22 protein-coding genes are annotated in these 20,197 nt (G+C 57.2%); 3 read left to right on the forward strand and 19 right to left on the reverse strand.

The genetic code is table 11. The features are described from left to right. Positions 1–68 precede the first annotated feature (68 nt). From IWW33_RS25235 to IWW33_RS25265, 7 genes are all read right to left on the reverse strand, one after another. Complete coding sequence (locus IWW33_RS25235; protein WP_174141363.1) at positions 69–1,127, reverse strand: lipocalin-like domain-containing protein; 1,059 nt, start codon at positions 1,125–1,127, stop codon at positions 69–71. Next, a complete protein-coding gene (locus IWW33_RS25240; protein ID WP_174141364.1) occupies positions 1,117–3,576 on the reverse strand; it encodes an ABC transporter permease in 2,460 nt (819 codons plus the stop codon). The genes IWW33_RS25235 and IWW33_RS25240 overlap by 11 nt, the downstream gene beginning before the upstream one ends. Continuing rightward, positions 3,576–4,232 (reverse strand): ABC transporter ATP-binding protein, encoded by a 657-nt coding sequence (locus tag IWW33_RS25245; protein ID WP_012314407.1) that lies wholly within the window; start codon positions 4,230–4,232, stop codon positions 3,576–3,578. Before IWW33_RS25245 ends, IWW33_RS25240 begins: the two co-directional genes overlap by 1 nt. A 178-nt stretch (positions 4,233–4,410) precedes the next feature. Beyond that, positions 4,411–5,184: a helix-turn-helix domain-containing protein gene (locus IWW33_RS25250; protein WP_174141365.1), complete on the reverse strand. Its 774-nt coding sequence runs from the start codon at positions 5,182–5,184 to the stop codon at positions 4,411–4,413. Positions 5,185–5,253: 69 nt separating this feature from the next. Further along, positions 5,254–6,711, reverse strand: a complete 1,458-nt coding sequence (locus IWW33_RS25255; RefSeq protein ID WP_174141366.1) for an amidase — start codon at positions 6,709–6,711, stop codon at positions 5,254–5,256. Next, positions 6,708–8,018: a citrate-proton symporter gene (locus IWW33_RS25260; RefSeq protein WP_174141367.1), complete on the reverse strand. Its 1,311-nt coding sequence runs from the start codon at positions 8,016–8,018 to the stop codon at positions 6,708–6,710. The genes IWW33_RS25255 and IWW33_RS25260 overlap by 4 nt, the downstream gene beginning before the upstream one ends. A 60-nt stretch (positions 8,019–8,078) precedes the next feature. Continuing rightward, positions 8,079–9,248 carry a M20 aminoacylase family protein gene (locus tag IWW33_RS25265; RefSeq protein ID WP_115274964.1) on the reverse strand — a complete coding sequence of 390 codons (1,170 nt, stop codon included), beginning with the start codon at positions 9,246–9,248 and terminating at the stop codon, positions 8,079–8,081. 481 nt (positions 9,249–9,729) lie between these two features. Here IWW33_RS25265 and IWW33_RS25270 point away from each other — a divergent pair, with 481 nt between their 5' ends. The 3 genes from IWW33_RS25270 (at position 9,730) to IWW33_RS25280 (ending at position 11,256) form a co-directional block, all read left to right on the forward strand. Then, a complete protein-coding gene (locus tag IWW33_RS25270; protein WP_042111452.1) occupies positions 9,730–9,972 on the forward strand; it encodes a hypothetical protein in 243 nt (80 codons plus the stop codon). A gap of 164 nt (positions 9,973–10,136) precedes the next feature. Then, positions 10,137–10,406 (forward strand): DUF3077 domain-containing protein, encoded by a 270-nt coding sequence (locus IWW33_RS25275; RefSeq protein WP_115274966.1) that lies wholly within the window; start codon positions 10,137–10,139, stop codon positions 10,404–10,406. 331 nt (positions 10,407–10,737) lie between these two features. Next, positions 10,738–11,256, forward strand: a complete 519-nt coding sequence (locus IWW33_RS25280) for a hypothetical protein (protein ID WP_174141368.1) — start codon at positions 10,738–10,740, stop codon at positions 11,254–11,256. Between the two features lie 127 nt (positions 11,257–11,383). Here the strand turns inward: IWW33_RS25280 and IWW33_RS25285 are convergent, their stop codons facing one another. From IWW33_RS25285 to IWW33_RS25335, 12 genes are all read right to left on the reverse strand, one after another. Further along, on the reverse strand, positions 11,384–12,166 hold the full coding sequence (locus IWW33_RS25285) for a hypothetical protein (protein ID WP_174141369.1): 783 nt from the start codon (positions 12,164–12,166) through the stop codon (positions 11,384–11,386). A 235-nt stretch (positions 12,167–12,401) separates the two neighbouring features. After that, the gene (locus IWW33_RS25290; RefSeq protein ID WP_174141370.1) at positions 12,402–12,683 is read right to left on the reverse strand and encodes a hypothetical protein; all 282 of its coding nucleotides are present in this window, start codon (positions 12,681–12,683) and stop codon (positions 12,402–12,404) included. A gap of 165 nt (positions 12,684–12,848) precedes the next feature. Continuing rightward, positions 12,849–13,400, reverse strand: coding sequence for an RHS repeat-associated core domain-containing protein (locus IWW33_RS25295; RefSeq protein ID WP_174141371.1), 552 nt, complete (start codon positions 13,398–13,400; stop codon positions 12,849–12,851). A 16-nt stretch (positions 13,401–13,416) separates the two neighbouring features. Next, positions 13,417–13,632 (reverse strand): hypothetical protein, encoded by a 216-nt coding sequence (locus IWW33_RS25300; RefSeq protein ID WP_196914421.1) that lies wholly within the window; start codon positions 13,630–13,632, stop codon positions 13,417–13,419. A gap of 176 nt (positions 13,633–13,808) precedes the next feature. Then, complete coding sequence (locus IWW33_RS25305; RefSeq protein WP_174141373.1) at positions 13,809–14,507, reverse strand: SMI1/KNR4 family protein; 699 nt, start codon at positions 14,505–14,507, stop codon at positions 13,809–13,811. A 422-nt stretch (positions 14,508–14,929) separates the two neighbouring features. Then, the gene (locus IWW33_RS25310) at positions 14,930–15,400 is read right to left on the reverse strand and encodes an SMI1/KNR4 family protein (protein ID WP_174141374.1); all 471 of its coding nucleotides are present in this window, start codon (positions 15,398–15,400) and stop codon (positions 14,930–14,932) included. Between the two features lie 297 nt (positions 15,401–15,697). Continuing rightward, positions 15,698–16,264 carry a hypothetical protein gene (locus IWW33_RS25315; RefSeq protein WP_174141375.1) on the reverse strand — a complete coding sequence of 189 codons (567 nt, stop codon included), beginning with the start codon at positions 16,262–16,264 and terminating at the stop codon, positions 15,698–15,700. Between the two features lie 225 nt (positions 16,265–16,489). Continuing rightward, positions 16,490–16,879: an RHS domain-containing protein gene (locus IWW33_RS26945; protein ID WP_348635197.1), complete on the reverse strand. Its 390-nt coding sequence runs from the start codon at positions 16,877–16,879 to the stop codon at positions 16,490–16,492. Positions 16,880–17,055: 176 nt separating this feature from the next. After that, positions 17,056–17,400 (reverse strand): hypothetical protein, encoded by a 345-nt coding sequence (locus tag IWW33_RS26950; protein WP_348635198.1) that lies wholly within the window; start codon positions 17,398–17,400, stop codon positions 17,056–17,058. A gap of 667 nt (positions 17,401–18,067) precedes the next feature. Further along, entirely contained in the window at positions 18,068–18,853 is a 786-nt protein-coding gene (locus IWW33_RS25325; RefSeq protein ID WP_174141376.1) for a hypothetical protein, read from the reverse strand. Between the two features lie 43 nt (positions 18,854–18,896). Next, complete coding sequence (locus IWW33_RS25330; RefSeq protein WP_046787620.1) at positions 18,897–19,205, reverse strand: RHS repeat domain-containing protein; 309 nt, start codon at positions 19,203–19,205, stop codon at positions 18,897–18,899. 313 nt (positions 19,206–19,518) lie between these two features. Further along, the gene (locus tag IWW33_RS25335) at positions 19,519–20,124 is read right to left on the reverse strand and encodes a hypothetical protein (RefSeq protein ID WP_046787621.1); all 606 of its coding nucleotides are present in this window, start codon (positions 20,122–20,124) and stop codon (positions 19,519–19,521) included. Between the last annotated feature and the right edge of the window lie 73 nt (positions 20,125–20,197).

Consider the following 20,197-nt stretch of genomic DNA (forward strand, 5'->3'; position numbering starts at 1 on the left):
CCTGCCCGGGCCTCACCAGCGGCATACCGATGCCCGCACAGGTACTGCACCCAGGCAGGTGCAGTACCTCAATAGCCCGTCATTTCCAGATACCCACGCCCCTGCTCACCCACACGCACCGGGCCTTCCCAGTAAGGGAAGCGCGTGCCCATCCAGGCCTTGGGCTCCAGCGCATCAACCTCGACATCCACCTGTACCGCTGGCACCTTGACCCGCCAACGGGTGGGCACCTTTTTGCCATTGTCCTGCCGCGTCCAGGCAAGCGGTGTCAGCTCGATTTGCCCGCCCTGCAGCGCACGCGCCTGCCCCTGGGCATCGACCCAGGTGCCCGCGCGGTAAGGCGGCCCGTGATCCTCGCGCACCTGGAACAGCATCAGCTTGGCGCCCGTGCCCAGGTGCAGCGAAAACCAGTCCCAGCCACTTTGCCCGGCGGCCAACGGCTGGCTGCTCCATTCCCGGTCAAGCCAGGCCTGCCCTGTGACGGCGACCCGCTGCCCCTCGCGCTCGACCTCGCCACTAACCGTGTAGAACGGCTGGCTGTAGTAGTACGACGCCTGGCCCTTGCCGGATTTTTCGCTGTAACCCTGCACACCGTGCAGCAGCAGCGGCTGATCACTGGTGAGGGCAAGGTCATAACCAAACCCTTGGCCCCTGGCCCGCATCTGCAGGCGGTCGACTCCGGGTTTGCCCTGCAGCGACCAGTCGTTGATCCACGCCCGGAACGGTTGTGCCTCGACGCCCGCCTGGCCAACCCCACCGCGCGCGAGCGTTTCACTGACCTGGTGGCCGCCCGGGCCGGTCAGCGCGGCGTGGCCCATCCACAGGTTGGGGCTGTTCCAGTTCCAGGTCTCAGGCCCAGGCCGCAAGGCCGAGCGGAACAACGTCCATTGCACACCCCAGTCACGGCCCTGGGCATCGCGCAGGTTGGCGGTGACGTACCACCATTCGATACGAAAGCCCCCATGCGCGCCATGGTCACGTGGAAATTCCAGCGCATGCCCTGGTATCACCTGCCTGAACGCCGCCGCATCGTCACCCAGGCCCGCATAACTCTTGGGTTCTGGCGCAGGCGGGTCGCACCCTGCCAGCAGCAGGCAAGCCATCAATAGCAAGGTTTCAGCTCTCATCGGCAAATTGCCTCAACAGCGCGCCTGGCTGGCTGCGTGCCAGTTGCCACAACGGCCAGGCACTGGCCAGCAGGCTGGTCAACAGGCCCAGCACGGCCAGCTGCACCAGTTGCCCGGTAAATACATGCCAAGGCAGACGCCAGCCGAACGCCTGCACATTCACCACCGCCACCAGGCACCAGGCCAGCAGCAGGCCCAAGGGGATCGCCAGCAGCACGGTGAAGCAGCTGAGCATCAGCGTTTGCCCCAGGCTCAGCCAGGCCAGCCAGCGCCGTGGTACACCCAAGGCCCACAACGGCGCCAACTGCCCCAGGCGGCGCTGGCTCAAGGTCAGCTGGCTGATGAACAACGCCACGCCGGCAACCCCTAGAGTCAGGCTGTTCAATGCCGCCGTGACCGCGAAGGTGCGGCTGAACACCTCGCTCGACCAGGCTTTGAGGCGGGCCTGCTCCACCACCTGATTGTCATCCAGGGCATAGCGCCGTTGCAGTTCATCCTTCAGCGCAGCCACCCGTTCAGGCGGCACCAGCAGGCTGAAACCCGCAAGGCTGGCCGCTGGTGCATGGCTACGCAACCAGCCGGCGTTTACCAGCACATGGCCCTTGGGGTTGCCATAGTCGGCATAAACGCCCACCACGGTCATGGCCTGGGGCGGCTCGCCAGGCAACTGCAGCGTCTGCCCTGCAGCCAGGCCAAGGCGACGGGCAAGTTGCTCGCTCAGCATTGCACCACGGCCGGCGGCCAGCGCCTGCCAGGCGCCCGGTGCCTGCTGCAGCAGTGGCCAGTGCTGGCGGTAGAAAGGGTGATCATCCACCCCCTGTACCTGCACCGGCCACTGCTGCAGGCGCCAGTCCACCCGCCAGCTGGGCAGCACCGCGCTGACGGTACGGTCTGCCAGCAAGCGCGCGTAGATCTGCTGCGCCTGCGCGCTGTCGCGGGGCGTGACGTACACATCGGCGGCCAGGCGCTGGTCCAGCCAGCCGATGAAGGTGCGGCGAAAGCCTTCGGTCATGCCGCCAACCCCGACACTGGCGGCCAAGGCCAGCAACAGCGCCATCAACGCCAGGCTCAAGGCCGGTAGTTGCTGGCGGCTGTCGGCAACGAACCACTGCGCCAGCGGGCGCTTGCACACCCGCGCCAGCCCGCCGAGCAAGAGCGCCAGCAACCCCGGCAACAACAGCGCCGCCGCCAGCAGCAAAGCCGCCAGCATGCCGAATGCACTGGGCAGCCCACTGCCCAGGTAGCCGCAGCCCGCCGCCACCATCAGCAGCACAGCGCCGGCGACACCCTGGCGCCGCAACCACGGCACTTGCGCCAGGCGCCAGGCCTGGGGCTGCGCCAAGGCCAGCAATGGCAGGCGCGCGGCACGCAGCAGGCTGTCGAGCCCCGCCAGCAGCGCGCCCAACAGGCTGACGGCAATGCCTGCCAGCCACCAGGTGGCCGGCAAGTGCAACTCCCCCGCCACCTGGGCGCCATAAAGCCCGCGCAGGCTGGAGGCGAAATCAGGCAGCATCAGTGCGGCCAGCAGGTAACCTGCAGCCACGCCTGCCACACCGCCCAGCACGGCAAACAACCCCAGCTCCAGGGCAAGGGCTGCCAGCAGCACCTGCAAGCTCACGCCGCAAGCGCGCAAGGTGCGGATCAACCCGCGCCGCTGTTCCAGCGCCAGGCCAATGGCCGCATGGGCAATGAACAGCCCCACCACGAAGGCCAGCAGGCCGAGGGCGGTGAGGTTCAGGTGAAAGCTGGCGGTCAGCCGCTGCAGGTCGGCATCATCCCCGGGCGGCTGCAGCTTCAGCCTCGCCGCAATGTCGCTCGGCAGTGGCTGGTCACTGTCGCTGAGCAGCCACGACAATTGCCCGGGGGCATTGAGCAAGGCCTGCGCCTGGCCGATGTCGACCACCACCACACCCGGTGCCAGCTGCGCATGCAGGGTAAGCGGCGGCAATACCTGCCCGTCCACCGTGGTCACCTGCTCGCCGGGCTGGCGCCCCAGCTGGCGCAGCGTGTCCGGGCCCACCCACGCTTGCCCCGGCGTACCCACGAACGCCTGCAGGTCAAAATCCTGCACATCGGCACCGGCAACGGCCATGCCCGGCAACAGGCCAAGCGGCTCGATCCCGACCAGGCGCAGCGCAACCTGCGGCGCTGCAGCCAGCCGCAAGCGCCCTTCCAGCACCGGCGTCACTGGCCAGCCCAGCCTGCGCAATTGCACATACAGCGCCTGGTCGAAGCGCTGCCCCGAGCGTGCCACCAGTTGCGGGCGGGCAGGCCCGGCGAGCACCGCACTGGCTTGTGCGTAGTCGTTGCGCGCCTGGGTGTTGAGCGCCTGAACGCCGGTCCACAGGGCCGTGGCCAGCCACAAACCGGTGAAGATGCTGATGCACTGCAGCCGGTGACGCCACCAATGGCTGCACAGGGCCTGCACGGTGATCCGCAAGCTGTTCATCACCCCTGCACCCGGCCCATCTGCAGCACGCAGCGGCGCTGCAGCATGGCGGCCAGGCGCTGGCTGTGGGTCACCATCAGCACGCTGCTGCCCGCCTCGTGCACCAGCTGCAGCAGCAGCGCCAACACCTCGTCGCTGCTGGCCTCGTCAAGGCTGCCGGTGGGTTCGTCGGCCAGCAGCAGCAAGGGCCTGCTGGCCAGCGCGCGGCCAATGGCAACGCGCTGCTGCTGCCCGCCAGACAGTTGTTCCGGGTAGCGTTGCAGCAACGGGGCCAGCCCCAACCGGGTGGCCAGGTGCGTCACCCAGACCGGGTCATGGCGCCCCGCCAGGCGCGCCTGGAAGGCCAGGTTGGCGGCCACGTCCAGGCTGCTGATGAGGTTGTACTGCTGGAACACCAGGCCGATGCCCTCCCGCCGCCAACGTGCCAAGGCAGCTTCGCCGCGGTTGTCCAGGGGTTGGCCATCGATCAGGATGCGCCCGCTGTCAGCGCGGTCCAGGCCCGCCAGCAGGTGCAGCAAGGTGCTCTTGCCGCTGCCGGATTCGCCCATCAGGGCCAGGCTGCTGCCGCGTGCCAGCGTCAGGTCCACCCCGCGCAGCACCTCCAGCGGGCCTTGGGCGGTGGCGAACGACTTGCACAGGTTCTCGACGACCAACATTGGGGGGGGCCTTATTTGCCGGGTCAGACTGTAGGCATAGCTGCAAACGCCGCTTTGGAGCAAATGGCTTGTGCTGTTTTCAATGGCCTCATCGCCGGCAAGCCGGCTCCTACAGACCGCTATCGAGTGCAGTGGGCTCCCGGTGGGGCTTGCCGGCGATGAGGCCGGTACAGGCGCCTCAGTTCACCAATGCGTGCTGCACCTGCCCCACCGTCGCCGCCAAGCTGTTCAGGTGCAAGCTCAGCACCCGCTCCACCGGTGCCTGGTCCAGCGGCCAGTGCAGCGCAATGCTGCCCGCCAGCCGCCCCTCAACCCGCACCGGTAAGGCAATCGCCCGGATCAGGAACGGCAAGCGCACGGGGTATTCCCAAAACCCTTCGGTGCGCTGGCCAAAGCCTTTGTGCCCATCGGCCTCGATATCGCGCAACAGTGCTTCATCGCCCACCCGCTCATGCGTCGCCAGGCGCTGCACCTCAGCCGGCGCCAGCTCCTTCAGGCACGCCCGGCCCATGGCCGAGTGAAACAAGCTGGCATGCTGCCCGACGAGCTGGCAGTTGTGCGGGTAGCGCTTGCGCAGCACCTGCGGAATGGCGCTTTCCATCACCTCCAGCCGCTCGCCGTCGAAAGAAGAAAGGTCCGCCACCAACCCGGTGCGCTCGCAAAGCTCCAGCAGCAGCGGCGCGGCGCGTTCCACCAGTTGGCGCTTCAAGCGCAGCTGGCGGTCGCCGAAAAGGCGCCTGGCACACAAGCGGTAACGGCGGTCGCTCAGGCCACGGTAAACCCAACCCTGGTCCTGCAAGGTGGCAAGCATGCGCGATACCGTGGCCTTGGGCAGTGCCGTCAGGTAGTGCAGCTCTTCGAGCCCCAGCGCCTGGTGCTCGCCAAGCAGTTCAACGATCGCCAGTGCCCGCTCCACCGAGCGCACGCCACCGCTGTCTGCGGTAATACCCATGGGTTCGACCTCCCTGTCTGTGCGTGGTTGGTCATCATGCCCAGCAAGATACGGGCCTGCCCAGGGCTTTCAGCGCGCCTGCAAACACCCAGGCGGCTGCCGCGCTACCCAGCGCGTCAGTTGTTCATGGGCATAGGCCAGTTGCAGCACGGCGTGGTCGGCCTGGGCCGGGCCTATGATCTGCAGGCCCATCGGCAGCCCGGCGGCGTTGAAACCCACCGGCACGCTCATGCTCGGCAGGCCGGCCAAGGTCGGGCCAATCACCACCTCCATCCAGCGGTGGTAGGTGTCCATGGCCTGCCCGCCAACCACCTTCGGCCATGGCTCGGCTGCGTCGAAAGGGAACACCTGGGCAGCCGGCAACAGCAAATAATCGTAACGCTCGAACAATTTACCCAGCGCCTGGTACCACGCGCTGCGGTCCAGCGAGGCCTGGTAAACGTCCGCCGCGGTCAGGCGCAGGCCGCCCTCCACTTCCCACTGCGCCTCCGGCTTGAGCTGGGCGCGTTTGCCCGGGTCGGCATACGCCGCGCCCAGGTTGCCGTGCACCAGGAAGTGGCGATGGGTGAGCCAGCATTGCCATAAACGCCCCAGGTCGAACCCCGGCTGGCACGCCTCGACCTCGCAGCCCAGCTCGGCGAAGTCTGCCAGCGCCGCCTGGCACAGGCCCATCACCCCCTCGTCCATCGGCAGGTAGCCGTCAAAGTTACCCAGCCAGCCAACCCGTACACCCTTGAAATCGCGCTGCAACCCGGCGGTAAAGTCACGCGGGCCGTCACTGAGCGACAGGGGCGCGCGCGGGTCGTGCCCGGCCTGCACCGACAGCAACCGCGCCACGTCCGTCACCGTGCGCCCCATCGGCCCCTCGGTGGCCAGCTGCTGCACGAACAGCTCCGGCGTTGGCCCGTACGGCACCCGCCCTTGCGAAGGGCGCAGGCCGAACACGTTGTTGAACGCTGCCGGGTTACGCAGCGAGCCCATCATGTCGCTGCCGTCGGCCACCGGCAGCAGGCGCATGGCCAACGCCGCTGCGGCGCCGCCACTGCTGCCGCCTGCCACACGGCTGTGGTCGTAGGCATTGGTGGTGGTGCCGAACAGCGTGTTGTAGCTCTGCGAGCCCAAGCCGAATTCCGGCACATTGCTTTTGCCGACAATGATCGCCCCGCTCGCCCGCACCCGCGCCACGCTGATGGCGTCATGCGCCGGCACCTGCTCGGCAAACAGCGGCGAGCCCAGCGTCGTGCGCAGCCCCGCCGTGGCCGCCAGGTCTTTGACTGCCTGCGGCATGCCATGCATCCAGCCACGCGACTGGCCGGCGGCCAGCTCACGGTCGCGCACCTCAGCCTCGGCCAGCAGCACCGCGCCCTCGCGCAGCGATACCAGCGCATTGACCTGCGGGTTGAAGCGCTCGATATGGCCCAGGTAGGCCTGCATCACTTCACGGCACGACAACTGGCGCGCGTGGATCGCCTCGGACAGCGCCTGGGCATCGAGGGCGACGATCGGGTCGATGGCTAACGGGTTCACGGTTTAACTCCAAGGTTGAAAGCGACAGCCTTGCCAGCGCGGGGTGCTTCTTTCAGGCAATAGGTGCCCAGCAGCGTCAACAGGCAGGCGAACAGCACATAGAACGACGGCGCCACCGGGGTGCCGAGCACCTTGCTCAGCCAAGTGACAATCAACGGGGCAAAGCCGCCGAACACCATCACCGCCACGTTATAAGCCACCGACACCCCGGTGGAGCGCACCTCGATCGGGAACTGCTCGGCCAGGGCGGTTGGCGCCGGGCCGAAGAAGCCGCCAATGGCGGTGCACAGCAGCAGTTGCATCACCAGCAGGCGCTCGATCGACGGCGCTGCGGCCACCCACACGTACAGCGGGTACACCATCACGAAAAATGCCAGGGTAAAGGCCATCAGCACCGGCCGCCGGCCAAGCCGGTCCGACAGCGCTCCGGCCAGGGGGATGACCACGGTCATCAGCCCCACGGCCAGCATCTGCACCAGCAGCACCTGGTCCAGTGGCAGGCCAAGGTTTTTGTGGGCGAAGGTGGGCATGTTCACCAGCACTACGTAAAACGACACCGTCGCACCACAGGCTAGGCCCATCGAGACCAAAAGGCTGCGCCGATGCTCCCGCAGCACCTGCCACAGGCCGGGCGCCTGGCCCTTGGACTGCTTGCGCGCCTCCAGGAATTCCTCGGGTTCTTCCATGTGTTTGCGAATCCACAGCCCCACCGGGCCGATCAGCAAACCGATCACGAACGGAATCCGCCAGCCCCAGCTGTCCAGCGCCTCGGGCGTGCACAGGTGGGTCACCAGCGCGACCATCCCCGCCCCGCTGAACACCGCCAGGCACTGCCCCACCAGCTGCCACGAGCCATACAGCCCCTTGCGGTGGGCCGGTGCGCTTTCCACCAGAAACGCCGTGGCACTGGCGTACTCACCGCCCGTGGCAAAGCCCTGCAGCATGCGCGCCACCACGATCAACAGCGGCGCGCCCATGCCAATGGCCAGGTAGCTGGGGGCAAAGGCGATCATGGCGATGGACACCGTCATCAGGCGGATGATCAGTTGCATCGCCGCCTTGCGCCCCTTGCGATCGGAATAGATGCCCAGCAGCACCCCGCCCACCGGCCGCATGAAAAAGCCCACGCCGAAGGTGGCCAAGGCCATCAGCAGCGAGGCGTACTCGTCGTCGGAGGGGAAGAACTGGCGGGCGATGATGCTGGCCAGAAAGCCGTACACGATAAAGTCATACCATTCCAGGGCATTACCGATGACCGCCGCGACCACTTGCCGGGTACGCGACGCGCCTGTGTGTGAAGTCTGCATGCGGAACACTCCATCAATCTGTTGGCCAGAAACGGCGGCGGGCTGCAGCTTGAAGCTTCCCTAGTTGAGCCAGCGCTCGGTCAGGGCGCCCCAGTAGGCGGCGCCGGTCAGCAGGATGTCGTCGTTGAAGTCGTAGGCAGGGTTGTGCACCATCGGCCGCTGCACGCCGTTGCCGATGAACAGGTAGGCGCCGGGGCAGCGCTGTAGCATCCAGGCGAAGTCTTCGCTGCCCATCAGCTTGCGGGTGTTGCCGTCCACCGCCTCGGCGCCGAGCAGCTCGACGCCGACCTGGTGGGCAAAGGCGTTTTCGTCGGCGTGGTTGACCAGCACCGGGTACGCCGGGCGGTGTTCGATGCTGGCGGTGCAGCCGTAACTTTGGGCCTGGCTAAGGATGATCGCCTGCACCCGCTCCAGGGTCTGCGCGCGCACCTCGGCGTTCAGCGCACGCAAGCTCAAACGCAGCAACGCCTGCTGCGGGATCACGTTGGCCGCCTCGCCTGCCTGCAGTGCGCCCACGGTGACCACGGCCGCCTCCTGCGCATCGATATTGCGCGCCACCACGGTTTGCAGGGCCATCACCACACTGGCTGCGGCCACCAACGGGTCGACCGTCAGGTGCGGCATGGAGCCATGCCCGCCGACGCCTTCGATGGTCACGGTGAGCAGGTCCTGCGAAGCCATCATCGGCCCTTCTCGAAAGCCCAGGTGCCCCGCCGGCAACCCCGGCATGTTGTGCATGCCGAACAGGGCGTCACACGGGAAGCGCTCCAGCAGCCCATCGGCCAGCATCGCCTCGGCGCCGCCCTGGCCTTCCTCGGCCGGCTGGAAGATCAGCGTCAGCGTGCCATCGAACTGGCGCGTGGCCGCCAGGTAGCGTGCCGCGCCCAGCAGCATGGTGGTGTGTCCGTCGTGGCCGCAGGCGTGCATGCAGCCCTGGTGGCGGCTGGTGTATTCAGCGCCGGTGGCTTCTACGATGGGCAGTGCGTCCATGTCGGCACGCAGGCCCAGTTTGCGTGGGCTGCTGCCATTGCGCAGCACGCCGACCACACCGGTTTTGCCGATGCCGGTGTGCACTTCGTAGCCCCAGTCTTTGAGCAGTTGCGCGACCAGGGCCGCGGTGCGGCTTTCTTCGAAACCGAGTTCGGGGTGGGCGTGGATATCGTGGCGGATGGCGTGCAGGTCGCTGGCCACGTCGTTGAGCCAGGCCAGGATGTGCTGGTGTTGCTGCATGTGGAATCTCCTCGCGCGGGTGGGTCCCGTTCTTGTTGTTCGCTTTGAGATCACGACGGTTGAGGCAGGTCGTGGTTGCGCACAGATAAGCGCGAGTGGGGCGGGAGCACAATTGAATGTGGTTTCACGTGGTGGAACATCACATGGGCGGGGATGTTTTCCTACAGAAACCGGCTGAAAAAATCAGATTAATTCCCTTTCTTGTAGTCCGTTTCCCAAAGATACTGCCGACGCCTGTTTTTCGTTGCACGCGCTAAACGTGGGCCATAGTCTCGGCCGGTCGCTGCCAATCGGCGATACGGTTTTGACAGACCGTGAGTCACTGAGAGCATGTGCAATGCCTGTTATGGCAGCTGTACGTGGGGCACCTCTGTGTGCGCCGGGATTCTCAGTGCCCTCGGTCTGTCAACCCACGAACAGCTGCCACCCTTTCCGTTTGACAGCGGATTAGCGGCAGCCCTACAGGCACTGAGAGGGTTTTATGCTGAAGATAGTCCCCGATCCACCCTACACTTCCCACTCCCTGGAAGACACACTCATGATGGCTGCTGACTACGCACTTTGCGCAGAAGCCGTTGCCCAGCAGGCGATGATGATGCAACCCAAATCGCCCTCCTCCTTGTTGATCATGACCTCCATGCACGAGCTCGAAACCTTGCGCAAATTGCTTGAGGTGGCCTTGGCGCAAGTGCAAATGCCGACAGAGCCGAGAACGCTGCACTAAGTCGCATCACGTCAGGCCTGGCCTGGCTCTTTCAAAGGCTAACCACTCGCACGGCGCCGCCCCTGAGGTTGTAGACGACCCTTAGGCGCTCGGTGAACCCGTGTGGGCCCGGCTTGCCAGCGAAAGGGCCAGCCCAGGCACCCGCATTTTCAGGGAGCCAACCAATGCCAAAAGACGGCACAAACGAATACACCACACCCGGTAAAACCATGTTCTACCAGGCAGAGGGCCAAACCCAACCCCTGTTCTGCATCGCCCCAGGCATCCCCTGCCAAGATGCCCGGGAGCAAGCCTCGGAGCTGATGGGGTGTGTGCGCGACCTGACCATCACCGGGCTGATGGAAGAAAACCCGCAACTGATCTGGGCGTCCTATTACCTGAGCGCGCTGGCCAAGGCGCTGCTGGATGATGCCGAGTTGGGGATGCAGCGGTAGGTCAGCAAGCGGCGGGCTCGCCCATCGAGGACAACTTGGCTCCGTACGAAAAGTTGTGTATCGCTGCCACCGTTGGAGCTGGCTTGTCAGCGCCTTCAGGAGTTTTCATACAAAGCCAAGTGATGGGCCAGTTCGATAAGGCGATGGGGTGATCATGGGCTCTCAAATGGCCCGATTATGGCACCAAAGGAGTACTAGCCAACGTGATCTCACGTGGGGAACTTATCTACCAAACGTGATTATACAGCGCGTACCCACACGCTAGTACAGAAGCGATCAGAATGAACGCAGAAATCCTGCGACCTTCATAAATATGGCTCCAAGGCACTACATGTACCAGCCGCTCAGGCGGCACGCTTTTCAGAAAACGGTAGCGAATGATGAAGTACGTGATGCTGATCAGGGGATAAATGAATACGGCTATCCCTGCGGCATCCAGGCCGCCAAAAAGCGCCAGGAACGCTGGGGTAAACAGGTAGGCACACTTCACCCAAAAGTCCAGTTCTACAAGGTGGTCATGGACTTCACCGCCGGGGTGCTGCGCTTTTTTCGTACGTTTGCTCGTCCTTGCAGGCATTTGAAATCTCCTTTTTCACTTATTGCGGCTTGGCACGCACAGATAGCCTTGCCTGGGACAAGCCCAGTTATGCTGCTACTTTGGGATCCTAGTGACACGATACGTCTGTTTAAATGCGAACTCCCTCAAGGCAGAGATAGCAGCCTCATCATCAGGATCCTGATAATTCAATCCTTGCACCGCATTGAATGCATCAATCCAACATTTATCAAAGGGTGGCTTATCTCGCTTCCCGAGAATAACTTCCCAATTCTCGACACCCGCGACAACTGATTCAAAATAACCATTGCTTTGAATCATATGCCTAAGCGCAATCAGGCCTTCCATATAACCAACTCCGTTTAGCACCACGCTTTTGACATTAAAACTCAAGACGACAACATAATCGTGTACAGGCGCACTACTTATTTGGCGCGAAGCAATGAAAGCTACCACGCGAATTGGGGTATGACCCCATAAGTACAAAGCTATTCAAAGCCTCGACCAATTTTGAGTGGATCAGTACCTCTTCATCTTTTCTGTTACGAATGAGAGTAAACACGCCTTTGCTTGCAGAAAGAACTTCCACCACATCCCCGTTGGAGTTCGTGACTTCAATAAACCCACTTACTACACCGCTGAGATTATCTATCTCAGCCAGCAGAGCAGGATACTTCATCAATACGCCAGCCTCATCAACACCAGTCTCCGTGACTGGATTATCAAAATACACCTTGATTTTAGGGCAAACATTCCGATCCCAGCGAAAGATGGGGATCATTCGTTGAATCATTTCTTTAAACTCCGCTTCAGATTCAGCACCTGAAAACTCGCATCTATGCATCGGAATACAAAGGTATAGATTCCCTCTCTTGCTTTCCAGGCGACCTTTTAAACTACCGTGATAGGTATTAGGTACGACTAACGCATGAGAAAACCCATATTTATTGGGCGAAATCGCAAATACGACAGTCTTATCCTGACTCAAGCAATCTGGTGCTTGATCAGCAACTGCTACAGAAAAATCCCTATCACTTATATTTTCAGATATAACGAGTAAATCTTGTTCATCTGCGTTTTTCAAACAATATTCATAAGTTGACTTAGGCAGCTTGTGCTGAAAAAAATAGCAACCAGCGTACTCATCCACGCTAGCGAACGATTGCAGTAGATCATCCTTAGAAAGCATACCAACCTCACTCATAATCGGGGCCTACGTCCTGCCGATACCTTACACCATCAGCGGCCATTTCAGCACCATAGGAACTATTAGGAGAACGCAACCGAATAGTCATATTATTTGTTTCGCTTATAGAAATCATTTCGCGCAGCATGAATAGAATCATAGCCCTGTTCATTCCTGCGTTAATAACCGGGTTATTATACTCATGTGACCTCGAAAAACCTCCGCATAAAGGCCTGCAACGTCAAAGCCACATTTAGCGCTGAGGGCGCTGAATGCCGGGGAACAAAAACTCTTTAGATGGATCCCAATTGATTCCCGTTTCCCGATAATTCTTAATGCGCAAAACAATCTTCTCAGGATCTCCAACCATACCACATAGTTCGTATCGGTGAATCAACTTCAAGTCATCATCTGGAGAAAGAGCCTCCTTGATTACTTGCGCACCAATATTAGAATAACTTTCTGATAGCTCTATGAGTTTTGCGCCAGTGTTTCCTGGAGTACCAAATATCGCCGATAGCATACGCTTTTCCACAGGTCTTTCGTTTGGTGCAGCATACTCACAAGAAACTAGAGCCGAAAATATTTTTTAATATTCTTTATCGAAACAAAAATCGTGAACAACACATTAGTTTTATTTAAGTTCACCCCACTCCAATCATCATCACTCACAAAAATATCAAAAACCTCCAAGAGATAATTAGCCCTCATTTGTGAAATAGCATACAGATCTTCTTTCACCTTGATGCTTAAAATCAAACCGTCTTGCCACTTTAAAGATTTCAACATGCCGTCGCCCTTTTAATTTTCCGCCAGCTTTTTCCTCACCACTCGGCGCTCTATGTTTATCAGCAGCCGCGAGATAACGATCTCTATTTGGATTATTCACACCCACAGGATTTTGTTTGTTTGATGCACCTTTCAAACCATCTCTATCCTCAAACACCCCCTGCTCCAAACCCCTCGCAATATTTTTTCCTGCTTGACCATCACCTACTAAGAACGGCACAGGCGACACATCAAAATGCGCAGTGCTTGAGTATCTGTAATTCAGCACCTCTTGGGCTGAATGACCTAAACCAGGCTTACTTGCATAGCCACTGTAAGGTTTGCCTTCTTTTATACCTTCGTACGTAATGTGTGCCGCATTAGCAGGAGCCCCAGCCCAACCTAGTGAATCTAACCAAGTAAGTGGATTGACTGCATATTGATAAAGATTAATACCGCCAAGAAGAGCAACCGAGTCTTGCATGACAAAACGCCCCAGCTCAGAATCGTAATACCGGAAACTGCACCTCCAGCTCGCGGCCGAGTACGTCCGTGGCCCAGATGATGCGCTGGGCGAAGTCGTAGCGGAAATGGAAGTGTTCGCCGTCGCTGGTCCAGTGCTCGACCACGCGGGGCTGGCCGCCAAAGATTTCCCAGCGGGAATGGTAGGTCACGTCCAAGGGCGTTGCCGTGACTTGCCATCCCACCGGCGACATTGACGCGATCCCCACTTGAGAAAGCCTGCTAGTGTACACACGCAAAATCTGAACCATCCAGAGCAAGCATCGACAAACATTAATACCAGGCTTAGAGTTTGGCTACATTTAAAACCGACTAAGCAAGAAGCTTGACCAACACCCCGACATCGCCATCTTTAGCGGGAAGTTAATGTTCAATGAAGCTTGGCAATCAACTCATCGCGAGACTTAGTATCTTCCAAAAACATTGCCATCCAGGCATCCATCACCTGAAAAATGTCAACCCCTTTTTCTGGTGCCATAGGATCTTCATGCCACCATATCAAACCTTCCGTATCATCCTGGTGGTTAGCATCTACCGCAATAAAGTCCCCGCCGCCGTTTGAAAACACCGCAATCCAGTTTTCAGCAAAAGAGTCGTCCTCCTCATCAACTAAATTCGAAACACGTAATTGGTCACTTAGGCTTAGCGGACCCATTGAGCGCGCGGGGAAGAACGTGTACCCATCGTGCACATCGCGATAAAAGTCTTGGAGTCTGCTAGGAAGATTCATGAATTCTCCACTCTCAATACCCCCCTCAACAGGCATCCCACCTACGTAATAATAGAATCCGCTGGCATCATGAAAGATATACAGCAGTTCAACTTTATCCCCTAGCAGCAACGCCGTGCCCAGCAAACTGTCGTTGAACAATGCAATTACGGATGGAAATTCATTTGAAAACACACTCCAACCCTGAGGATAAACAGGTGAACCTTCAAGGTTGAGCCCAAATTGCTCCCAGCTTTTAGGCAAGCCAATACCGGGAGGGACGTCCTTGCGATCGAAGCATATTATACGATCAGAGAAAGCATCCTTAACATCTTGAAAAATATCATTAAGCGTAATCATTTCACTTTCCCCGCAAAAAAACCAGCGATCAGTTCCTGTAATTCACCCTCTAATTTGGCCGCTCGCTCCATCATACTACTTCTGAAGCCAGGTTCAACGTTCATCCCACCCTTTTTATAACGTGTCCATTCTGCATAGATTTTCGCACCTCGTCAGGTCTTAGCAGTCTCTCTCAGGCTATGGAAATCATGGCTTGTGATTAAAAACCTCAACTTGCTGCTCAAAGGCCTCACACTTCCTCATCAATTTTAAAAGCAAGGCGGCGGCAAAAACTGAGCAAGCCTATGAGACCCTTAAAGTCACTGACAGCCAACCATATCAGTCGCGCCTAGCAACAGCTAACTAGCACAACGCCGACGACACACCTGGACTCATTACAAGAGACCCGCCACCTACAGCAACCAAGGTCCGATACTTTACCACTATAGCTCTTTTATTGCCTGCCTGATCATATCGCTAAAAAACTCTTGAAAATCTTGATAAATTACTTTCTTATCCTTTGTCCTTTTGAATGAAAGCCCAGTCTCTACTATTACCGGCTCACCAGCAGCCCCAATAATAGAGGTATCAATTGAATATATAGGCCCATATCCCGAGGCCTTAACTACGATCATCGAAGCGTCCGCATCTCCATCTTTCCGAGCGCTTCTAGTAGCAAAGGCCACACTGGGGATAGCAACAGCGTCAACGCTACTCTTGGTAATTCCGTAATAAGTATCCCCTACAAACGACAAAGCGCCATATTTTTTGAGGAATTCTTTGTACGAGCTAGGAAATTTAACTCCTAACGCATTCTCAAAATCAATTATAACCTCATCTGTCGCCCCACCAGTAAACGCGGGGTCCTCGCCGCTAGAGTTAATCTCCAACTCCAAAAGATCAATGTAGCTCATAGTAAACCTCTTAAACATCCAATGTCCGCAGCTTCCAAAAACTGCTTATAAATATTTCTAGGCAACATAAATCCTCCTATATCACTCAGCCACAACAGATTTTTCCTGTGGCACCATCTAGTTTTCCTTTCCGCCCAGGTGCTCCTCCAACCCATATATCGCGGCCACCCTTACCAGTTGGATGATAGAGTGCATGATTGGATTTATGGTTCACTCTTTCGACTAAAGACCTCTGATCGAATCAGGCTCATGCAAATGATGTTTCCAATAAAATTCAACTCATCACTGCGATGATTTTTACCAACCACCCAACTCAAAGCTTACATCATCTACAGAGGCATCTTCCGAAACACCGGACAAGCTGTCCACGGTTTGAAGTCCCAAGCCATAGCCGCAGTTGGACAATGGCTTACGAAGCCCTACATACCCGTTGATTGTTAAGTTGTAAACACCTGATTCAACTTCAAGGAAGTCATTACTCGGAAGCCGGGAATCATAATTTTCTTTGTAGTTCAAAAAAAAGTCATCACCCCACTCAAAAAGAGCATTCAAATCAGAAACAATTAAAACACCCGATTCGACTTTTAGTGGGAAGCCAGAGTAAGAGAATTTTGGTACTGGCAACTCATACTCAGCACCATTCACACACTCAATGAAAATTGAGTAATCCTGCTCTGATATTTGATAAAGTGGGCATACCACACCTTGTTCAATGGCTGACCTGCCTAAGCTCTCGCTTTGAATGAACCGCTCAAAAACGTTTGCGTCTGTCACACCGTTATACTTTATAAAGCTTGACAGAACCGTCGGATCAAAAAATACAATCCCCGGCGAAAACAATTCAATCTGTGCATTTTGCTTCATTACCCACATCCTCCTGAAGAATTAATATTTGGAGTCTTGCCTAAAGACTTGGTAAGCACCTCACCGATTGTTACGTTTTTCGCAAGCACCTCGCCGGTGCGCGGGATTTTTAGTGTTCCTTTCTGAGGAAAGCCTTCATATGCCTTATCTTAGTCCCCAGTTCTGGAAATCCGTGAACGCTCGCATGAGCGCGCGGAAAAGGATGATGCCCCATACCGTCTGGTTTCAGAGGCTTCCAAAATGCCATCCAGCCCCATGGATCCAGCCACGATGATGGATTTGGTGCATAGCGATAAAGGTTAAGTTGGGCCTGTCCCGTGACAACGGACGCCAAGAAGCCGATTCTGCGTCCCAATACTGTCCTTGGAACCTCAGATTCTGCTCGACATCATTGACCGTCATCTGCTCGATCGCGCCCCATGACCGATACGTCGCCTGCCAGACAATCTCGCCCTGGCTATCGGTTAACTCCAGCGGCTTTCCGATCTGGTCGGTATGGAAATAATAGACCTTCTGCTCTTCCCCTTCCGCCTGGTCAACCCGCGCCAACGGCGCATAGCTACCCGGCTCGTAGAGATACAGAATGCTCTGCCCCGGCGTCTCCTCACGCAACATTCGCAGGCCTTGCCAGAGGAAGTGCTTCTGCCCCGTCGCGCCTTCGGTTTCAGCGGTTTTGGCAATCCGCCGCCCAGGCTGTCATAGCGGTACGTCCCGACACTCCGCAGCTGCCCATTCACGATCATTTCAGCACGCACCAGACAACTCTCGCAGTCATAGGCAAAGCTCTGCAGCTAGCTGTGCCCCGAGCGCTGCTCGATCTGATTGACCCACGGATTGCAGCGGTACTCCTGATCGCGCCAACGCTTGATACGGTTGGCCTTCACCTTCTCCAACTGCCGCGCATTGAAGTCCGGGCGGTTGGCAGCCGGCTCGTAGCGGAACTCTTCGCTGTCGACCAAATAGCCGGTATCGTGGCCGTGCAACTGGCCGTTGGCTTCGTACTCGTACTTGATCTCGCCGCGCAGCTTGTCCAGCGTGCGTACCGGTTCACCCGCTAGGTCGTACTGGTAGCGACGGTGAATCGGATTGTAGGCGTGCTCCGCCAGCAGGGAGGTGTTGATGCCGCGGTTCTGCACTTGCGACAGCTTTTCTGCACGCAGCGTCGAAGCAAACTGCCAGGCCTTGCGTCACATCGCGTCGTAGCCAAAGCAACTGGTGAGCTTGCCATGCGTGCGGTACACCTCGCGGTACAGGTCATCGCGTTCCATGCAGGTGCAGATGGCCGCTGCCGTAGTACAGGTGGTTGGCCTTGCGCCCGTCCGGCAAGGTCAGCGTGGTCAGGTTGCTCAGTAGGTAGTATTCGTAGCCGAGTACGCCTTGCGGTGTGATTTCCTGAGTCAGTCGGCCCAGCAGGTCATAGTTGTACTCCAGCTTTTCTTCGCTCACGCCCAGTTGCTTGCCGATGCTGGTTGGGTGTCGCTCAATGCTCAACAACCGGTCAACTTCGTCGTATGCATAATCCTTACGGGCATCACGGTTGAGCTTGGCCAACAAGCAGCCAATCGGATCGCGCTCGAACAGCGTATTCCGTTCAGGATGCTCACCGTTCTCGCCGTAGCCAATCTCATCGAACCGGGTCAGATAGCCGCCTGTGTCATAGCTGAAGCGTCGGGTCAGGTTGTCGACCCGCACTTCTTCAATCAAGCGGTCCGATGCGTCATAGGCAAAGCATATAGCTAGGCTCTGCGAGCAAATAACTGGCCCGGGCAGTACCTTTCGCAAAAAAATTGCTCGAAATAAAAATCAAAAACGCTTTTTGACATCCGGTTTTTTCCATGAAATTAGGATACCGGCCTCGCCCAGAGACTTATTTACGTTTTGAAGCTGGTCGGCCTCGACGTACCACAGCCAAGTCGAGGAGGTTAATGTCTCGAGTGATCCTCGCCCGCCACTCTCACCAATCCAATCTCTCAGCACCACCCCCTCAACGTACGCCTCCAAATGTCGGCTACTTAATAGATTAACGGGATACACCATCCTCAATAAATCCTCCTTGTAGCGCTCTCGCCCCTGAAATCTGCCAGGCACTTCTTTTTTAAATGCAGATGAATTTTCGTACGGATATATCGCCACCATATTATTACCAGTAGCGTAACTAAATGCCTTACTTACTTTTTCGCAGTTATAGATAATCCCATAAGGCACTACAATATCAGCACTGATATCTTTAACAAATTTTATCAGGCTCTCTAGCCCCACAGAACCCTCAGAACATTGGCCATCAAAGTGATAGAAGCTGCCAAAGTCATTCGTAGAATAACCAAAGGATGCAAACCAAGGGATAGCACCTGGTGACTCGTTGTATATCCTAAACGCAGTAGCTGTACCGTTATTCACTCTCGCCTCAAGCTCGGCCAACTCCAAGGCTACAAGATCGTGATCGCCAACATGATCCTCATCACTCAAATATGTATAATAACCCGCACCTGTAATCGACAGATTCATGCAAGCAAAAAAGTGCTTAGCAAATTTCAGGGCCAGCTTAGGATTAACGTTTTCAACACCGTATAAAGCCAACGCAACAGACATATACCCACCTATATTCCAGAAATCAAATCATCAAGCAAATACTTCATGTCAGAAGCACTATATAGTACAGGTGGTTGACCTTACGCCCGTCTGGCAGGGTCAGCGTGGTCAGGTTGCTGAGCGGGTCGTACTCGTAGCCCAGCTTGCCGTTGGAGGTGGTCTCCTGCGTCAGCCGGCCAAGCAAGTCGTAAGCATATTCCAGCTTTTCCTCGGTGACCCCGAGCTGCTTGCCGGCACCCGTCGGGTGGCGTTGAATGCTCAGCAGCCGGTCGGCTTCGTCGTACTCGAAGGTTCGACGTGCATCGCGGGATGACCTTGGCCAGCAATCGCCAAACGCATCTCGCGCGAACACGGTGTCGAGCTCAAGGCGCGCACCGATTTCCGCGCATCTACTTGCGAAAAAGGAGGACACAATATCAAAATACTAATGGCGCCCCCTTAAATTTTATCCAATTAACTTCTTAAAGAGCTCAACCCAACCGGCATTGACACTACTGCCGCTCATTACTAGGGCGCAACTTCAAACCATCACTACTCTGGGGCAAAATATTCCAGCACTGCAATATGCCAAACACCACCCCTCAGTAGAGAATTTCACATAGCCAACGAGCTGTCGAAACTTAACCAGGACCATCACCAAAAACATCAAGAAGCATATTAACCACTCAGGATGGAAATCGTTGTTCCCGATAACCATTTGGGAAAACATTTACAATTCTGAGCAGCTCATCACCGCTATACTCAAAAAAAACTTCGAATTCAGAAAACTCACTATCGGCATGCTCTTTTTGGCGCACCATTATTTTCTCCAGTTGCGTTCCGGAGTATGCGTATGCCGAGTCACTGCAGCCAAACGCCCCCCAATTCAGACCTCGATAAATCAACTCACCCTCTACAACTGAAAGCGAAATATTTCTTAGCCTACCGACACTGGTGAAATGGGTACGTTCAATTGAAACGTCATCGTACTTATAAAACTCTTTACTTACTATATTCTCTGACTGACCATACACCTCTACAAACACAATACGTTCCCTTTCATCCAGGTGGTAGACATGGGTATTCTTTATGTTTGCAGGTAACTTTTTTAGCAGGCGCCCCTTTTTAAAGCCCGCGCGCTCAATCTCATACGGGCGCACATTATAAAAAGCTCCTTTGCTTATTACTTTTTTTGAAACTAGCGGTAGAGCCTCGGACAAATACGCCTCCATAGACTCAGCAGCACTGGAGTTAATTGTTTCAAATTTTTCTTTAAGACAATCTAATTCCATACAAAACCATCCCCCCAATATCACAGCAAGCCACGACAACCTTGCAAAAGCAAAATAATATCACGCAATACGC

Origin of the sequence: Pseudomonas sp. M2 (assembly GCF_015751845.1) — a bacterium.
Taxonomy (GTDB): Bacteria; Pseudomonadota; Gammaproteobacteria; order Pseudomonadales; family Pseudomonadaceae; genus Aquipseudomonas; species Aquipseudomonas putida_E.

Coding starts and splice junctions, on each gene's coding strand:
- IWW33_RS25295 (WP_174141371.1), bottom strand. CDS start 13,400: ATGCAAGACTCGGTTGCTCTTCTTGGCGGTATTAATCTTTATCAATAT.
- IWW33_RS25285 (WP_174141369.1), bottom strand. CDS start 12,166: ATGAGTGAGGTTGGTATGCTTTCTAAGGATGATCTACTGCAATCGTTC.
- IWW33_RS25260 (WP_174141367.1), bottom strand. CDS start 8,018: ATGCAGACTTCACACACAGGCGCGTCGCGTACCCGGCAAGTGGTCGCG.
- IWW33_RS25335 (WP_046787621.1), bottom strand. CDS start 20,124: ATGGAATTAGATTGTCTTAAAGAAAAATTTGAAACAATTAACTCCAGT.
- IWW33_RS25245 (WP_012314407.1), bottom strand. CDS start 4,232: ATGTTGGTCGTCGAGAACCTGTGCAAGTCGTTCGCCACCGCCCAAGGC.
- IWW33_RS25250 (WP_174141365.1), bottom strand. CDS start 5,184: ATGGGTATTACCGCAGACAGCGGTGGCGTGCGCTCGGTGGAGCGGGCA.
- IWW33_RS26945 (WP_348635197.1), bottom strand. CDS start 16,879: ATGTTGCGTGAGGAGACGCCGGGGCAGAGCATTCTGTATCTCTACGAG.
- IWW33_RS25235 (WP_174141363.1), bottom strand. CDS start 1,127: ATGAGAGCTGAAACCTTGCTATTGATGGCTTGCCTGCTGCTGGCAGGG.
- IWW33_RS25275 (WP_115274966.1), top strand. CDS start 10,137: ATGCCAAAAGACGGCACAAACGAATACACCACACCCGGTAAAACCATG.
- IWW33_RS25300 (WP_196914421.1), bottom strand. CDS start 13,632: ATGTCGCCGGTGGGATGGCAAGTCACGGCAACGCCCTTGGACGTGACC.
- IWW33_RS25280 (WP_174141368.1), top strand. CDS start 10,738: ATGTACCAGCCGCTCAGGCGGCACGCTTTTCAGAAAACGGTAGCGAAT.
- IWW33_RS25270 (WP_042111452.1), top strand. CDS start 9,730: ATGCTGAAGATAGTCCCCGATCCACCCTACACTTCCCACTCCCTGGAA.
- IWW33_RS25265 (WP_115274964.1), bottom strand. CDS start 9,248: ATGCAGCAACACCAGCACATCCTGGCCTGGCTCAACGACGTGGCCAGC.
- IWW33_RS25315 (WP_174141375.1), bottom strand. CDS start 16,264: ATGAAGCAAAATGCACAGATTGAATTGTTTTCGCCGGGGATTGTATTT.
- IWW33_RS25325 (WP_174141376.1), bottom strand. CDS start 18,853: ATGTCTGTTGCGTTGGCTTTATACGGTGTTGAAAACGTTAATCCTAAG.
- IWW33_RS25310 (WP_174141374.1), bottom strand. CDS start 15,400: ATGAGCTACATTGATCTTTTGGAGTTGGAGATTAACTCTAGCGGCGAG.
- IWW33_RS25240 (WP_174141364.1), bottom strand. CDS start 3,576: ATGAACAGCTTGCGGATCACCGTGCAGGCCCTGTGCAGCCATTGGTGG.
- IWW33_RS25305 (WP_174141373.1), bottom strand. CDS start 14,507: ATGATTACGCTTAATGATATTTTTCAAGATGTTAAGGATGCTTTCTCT.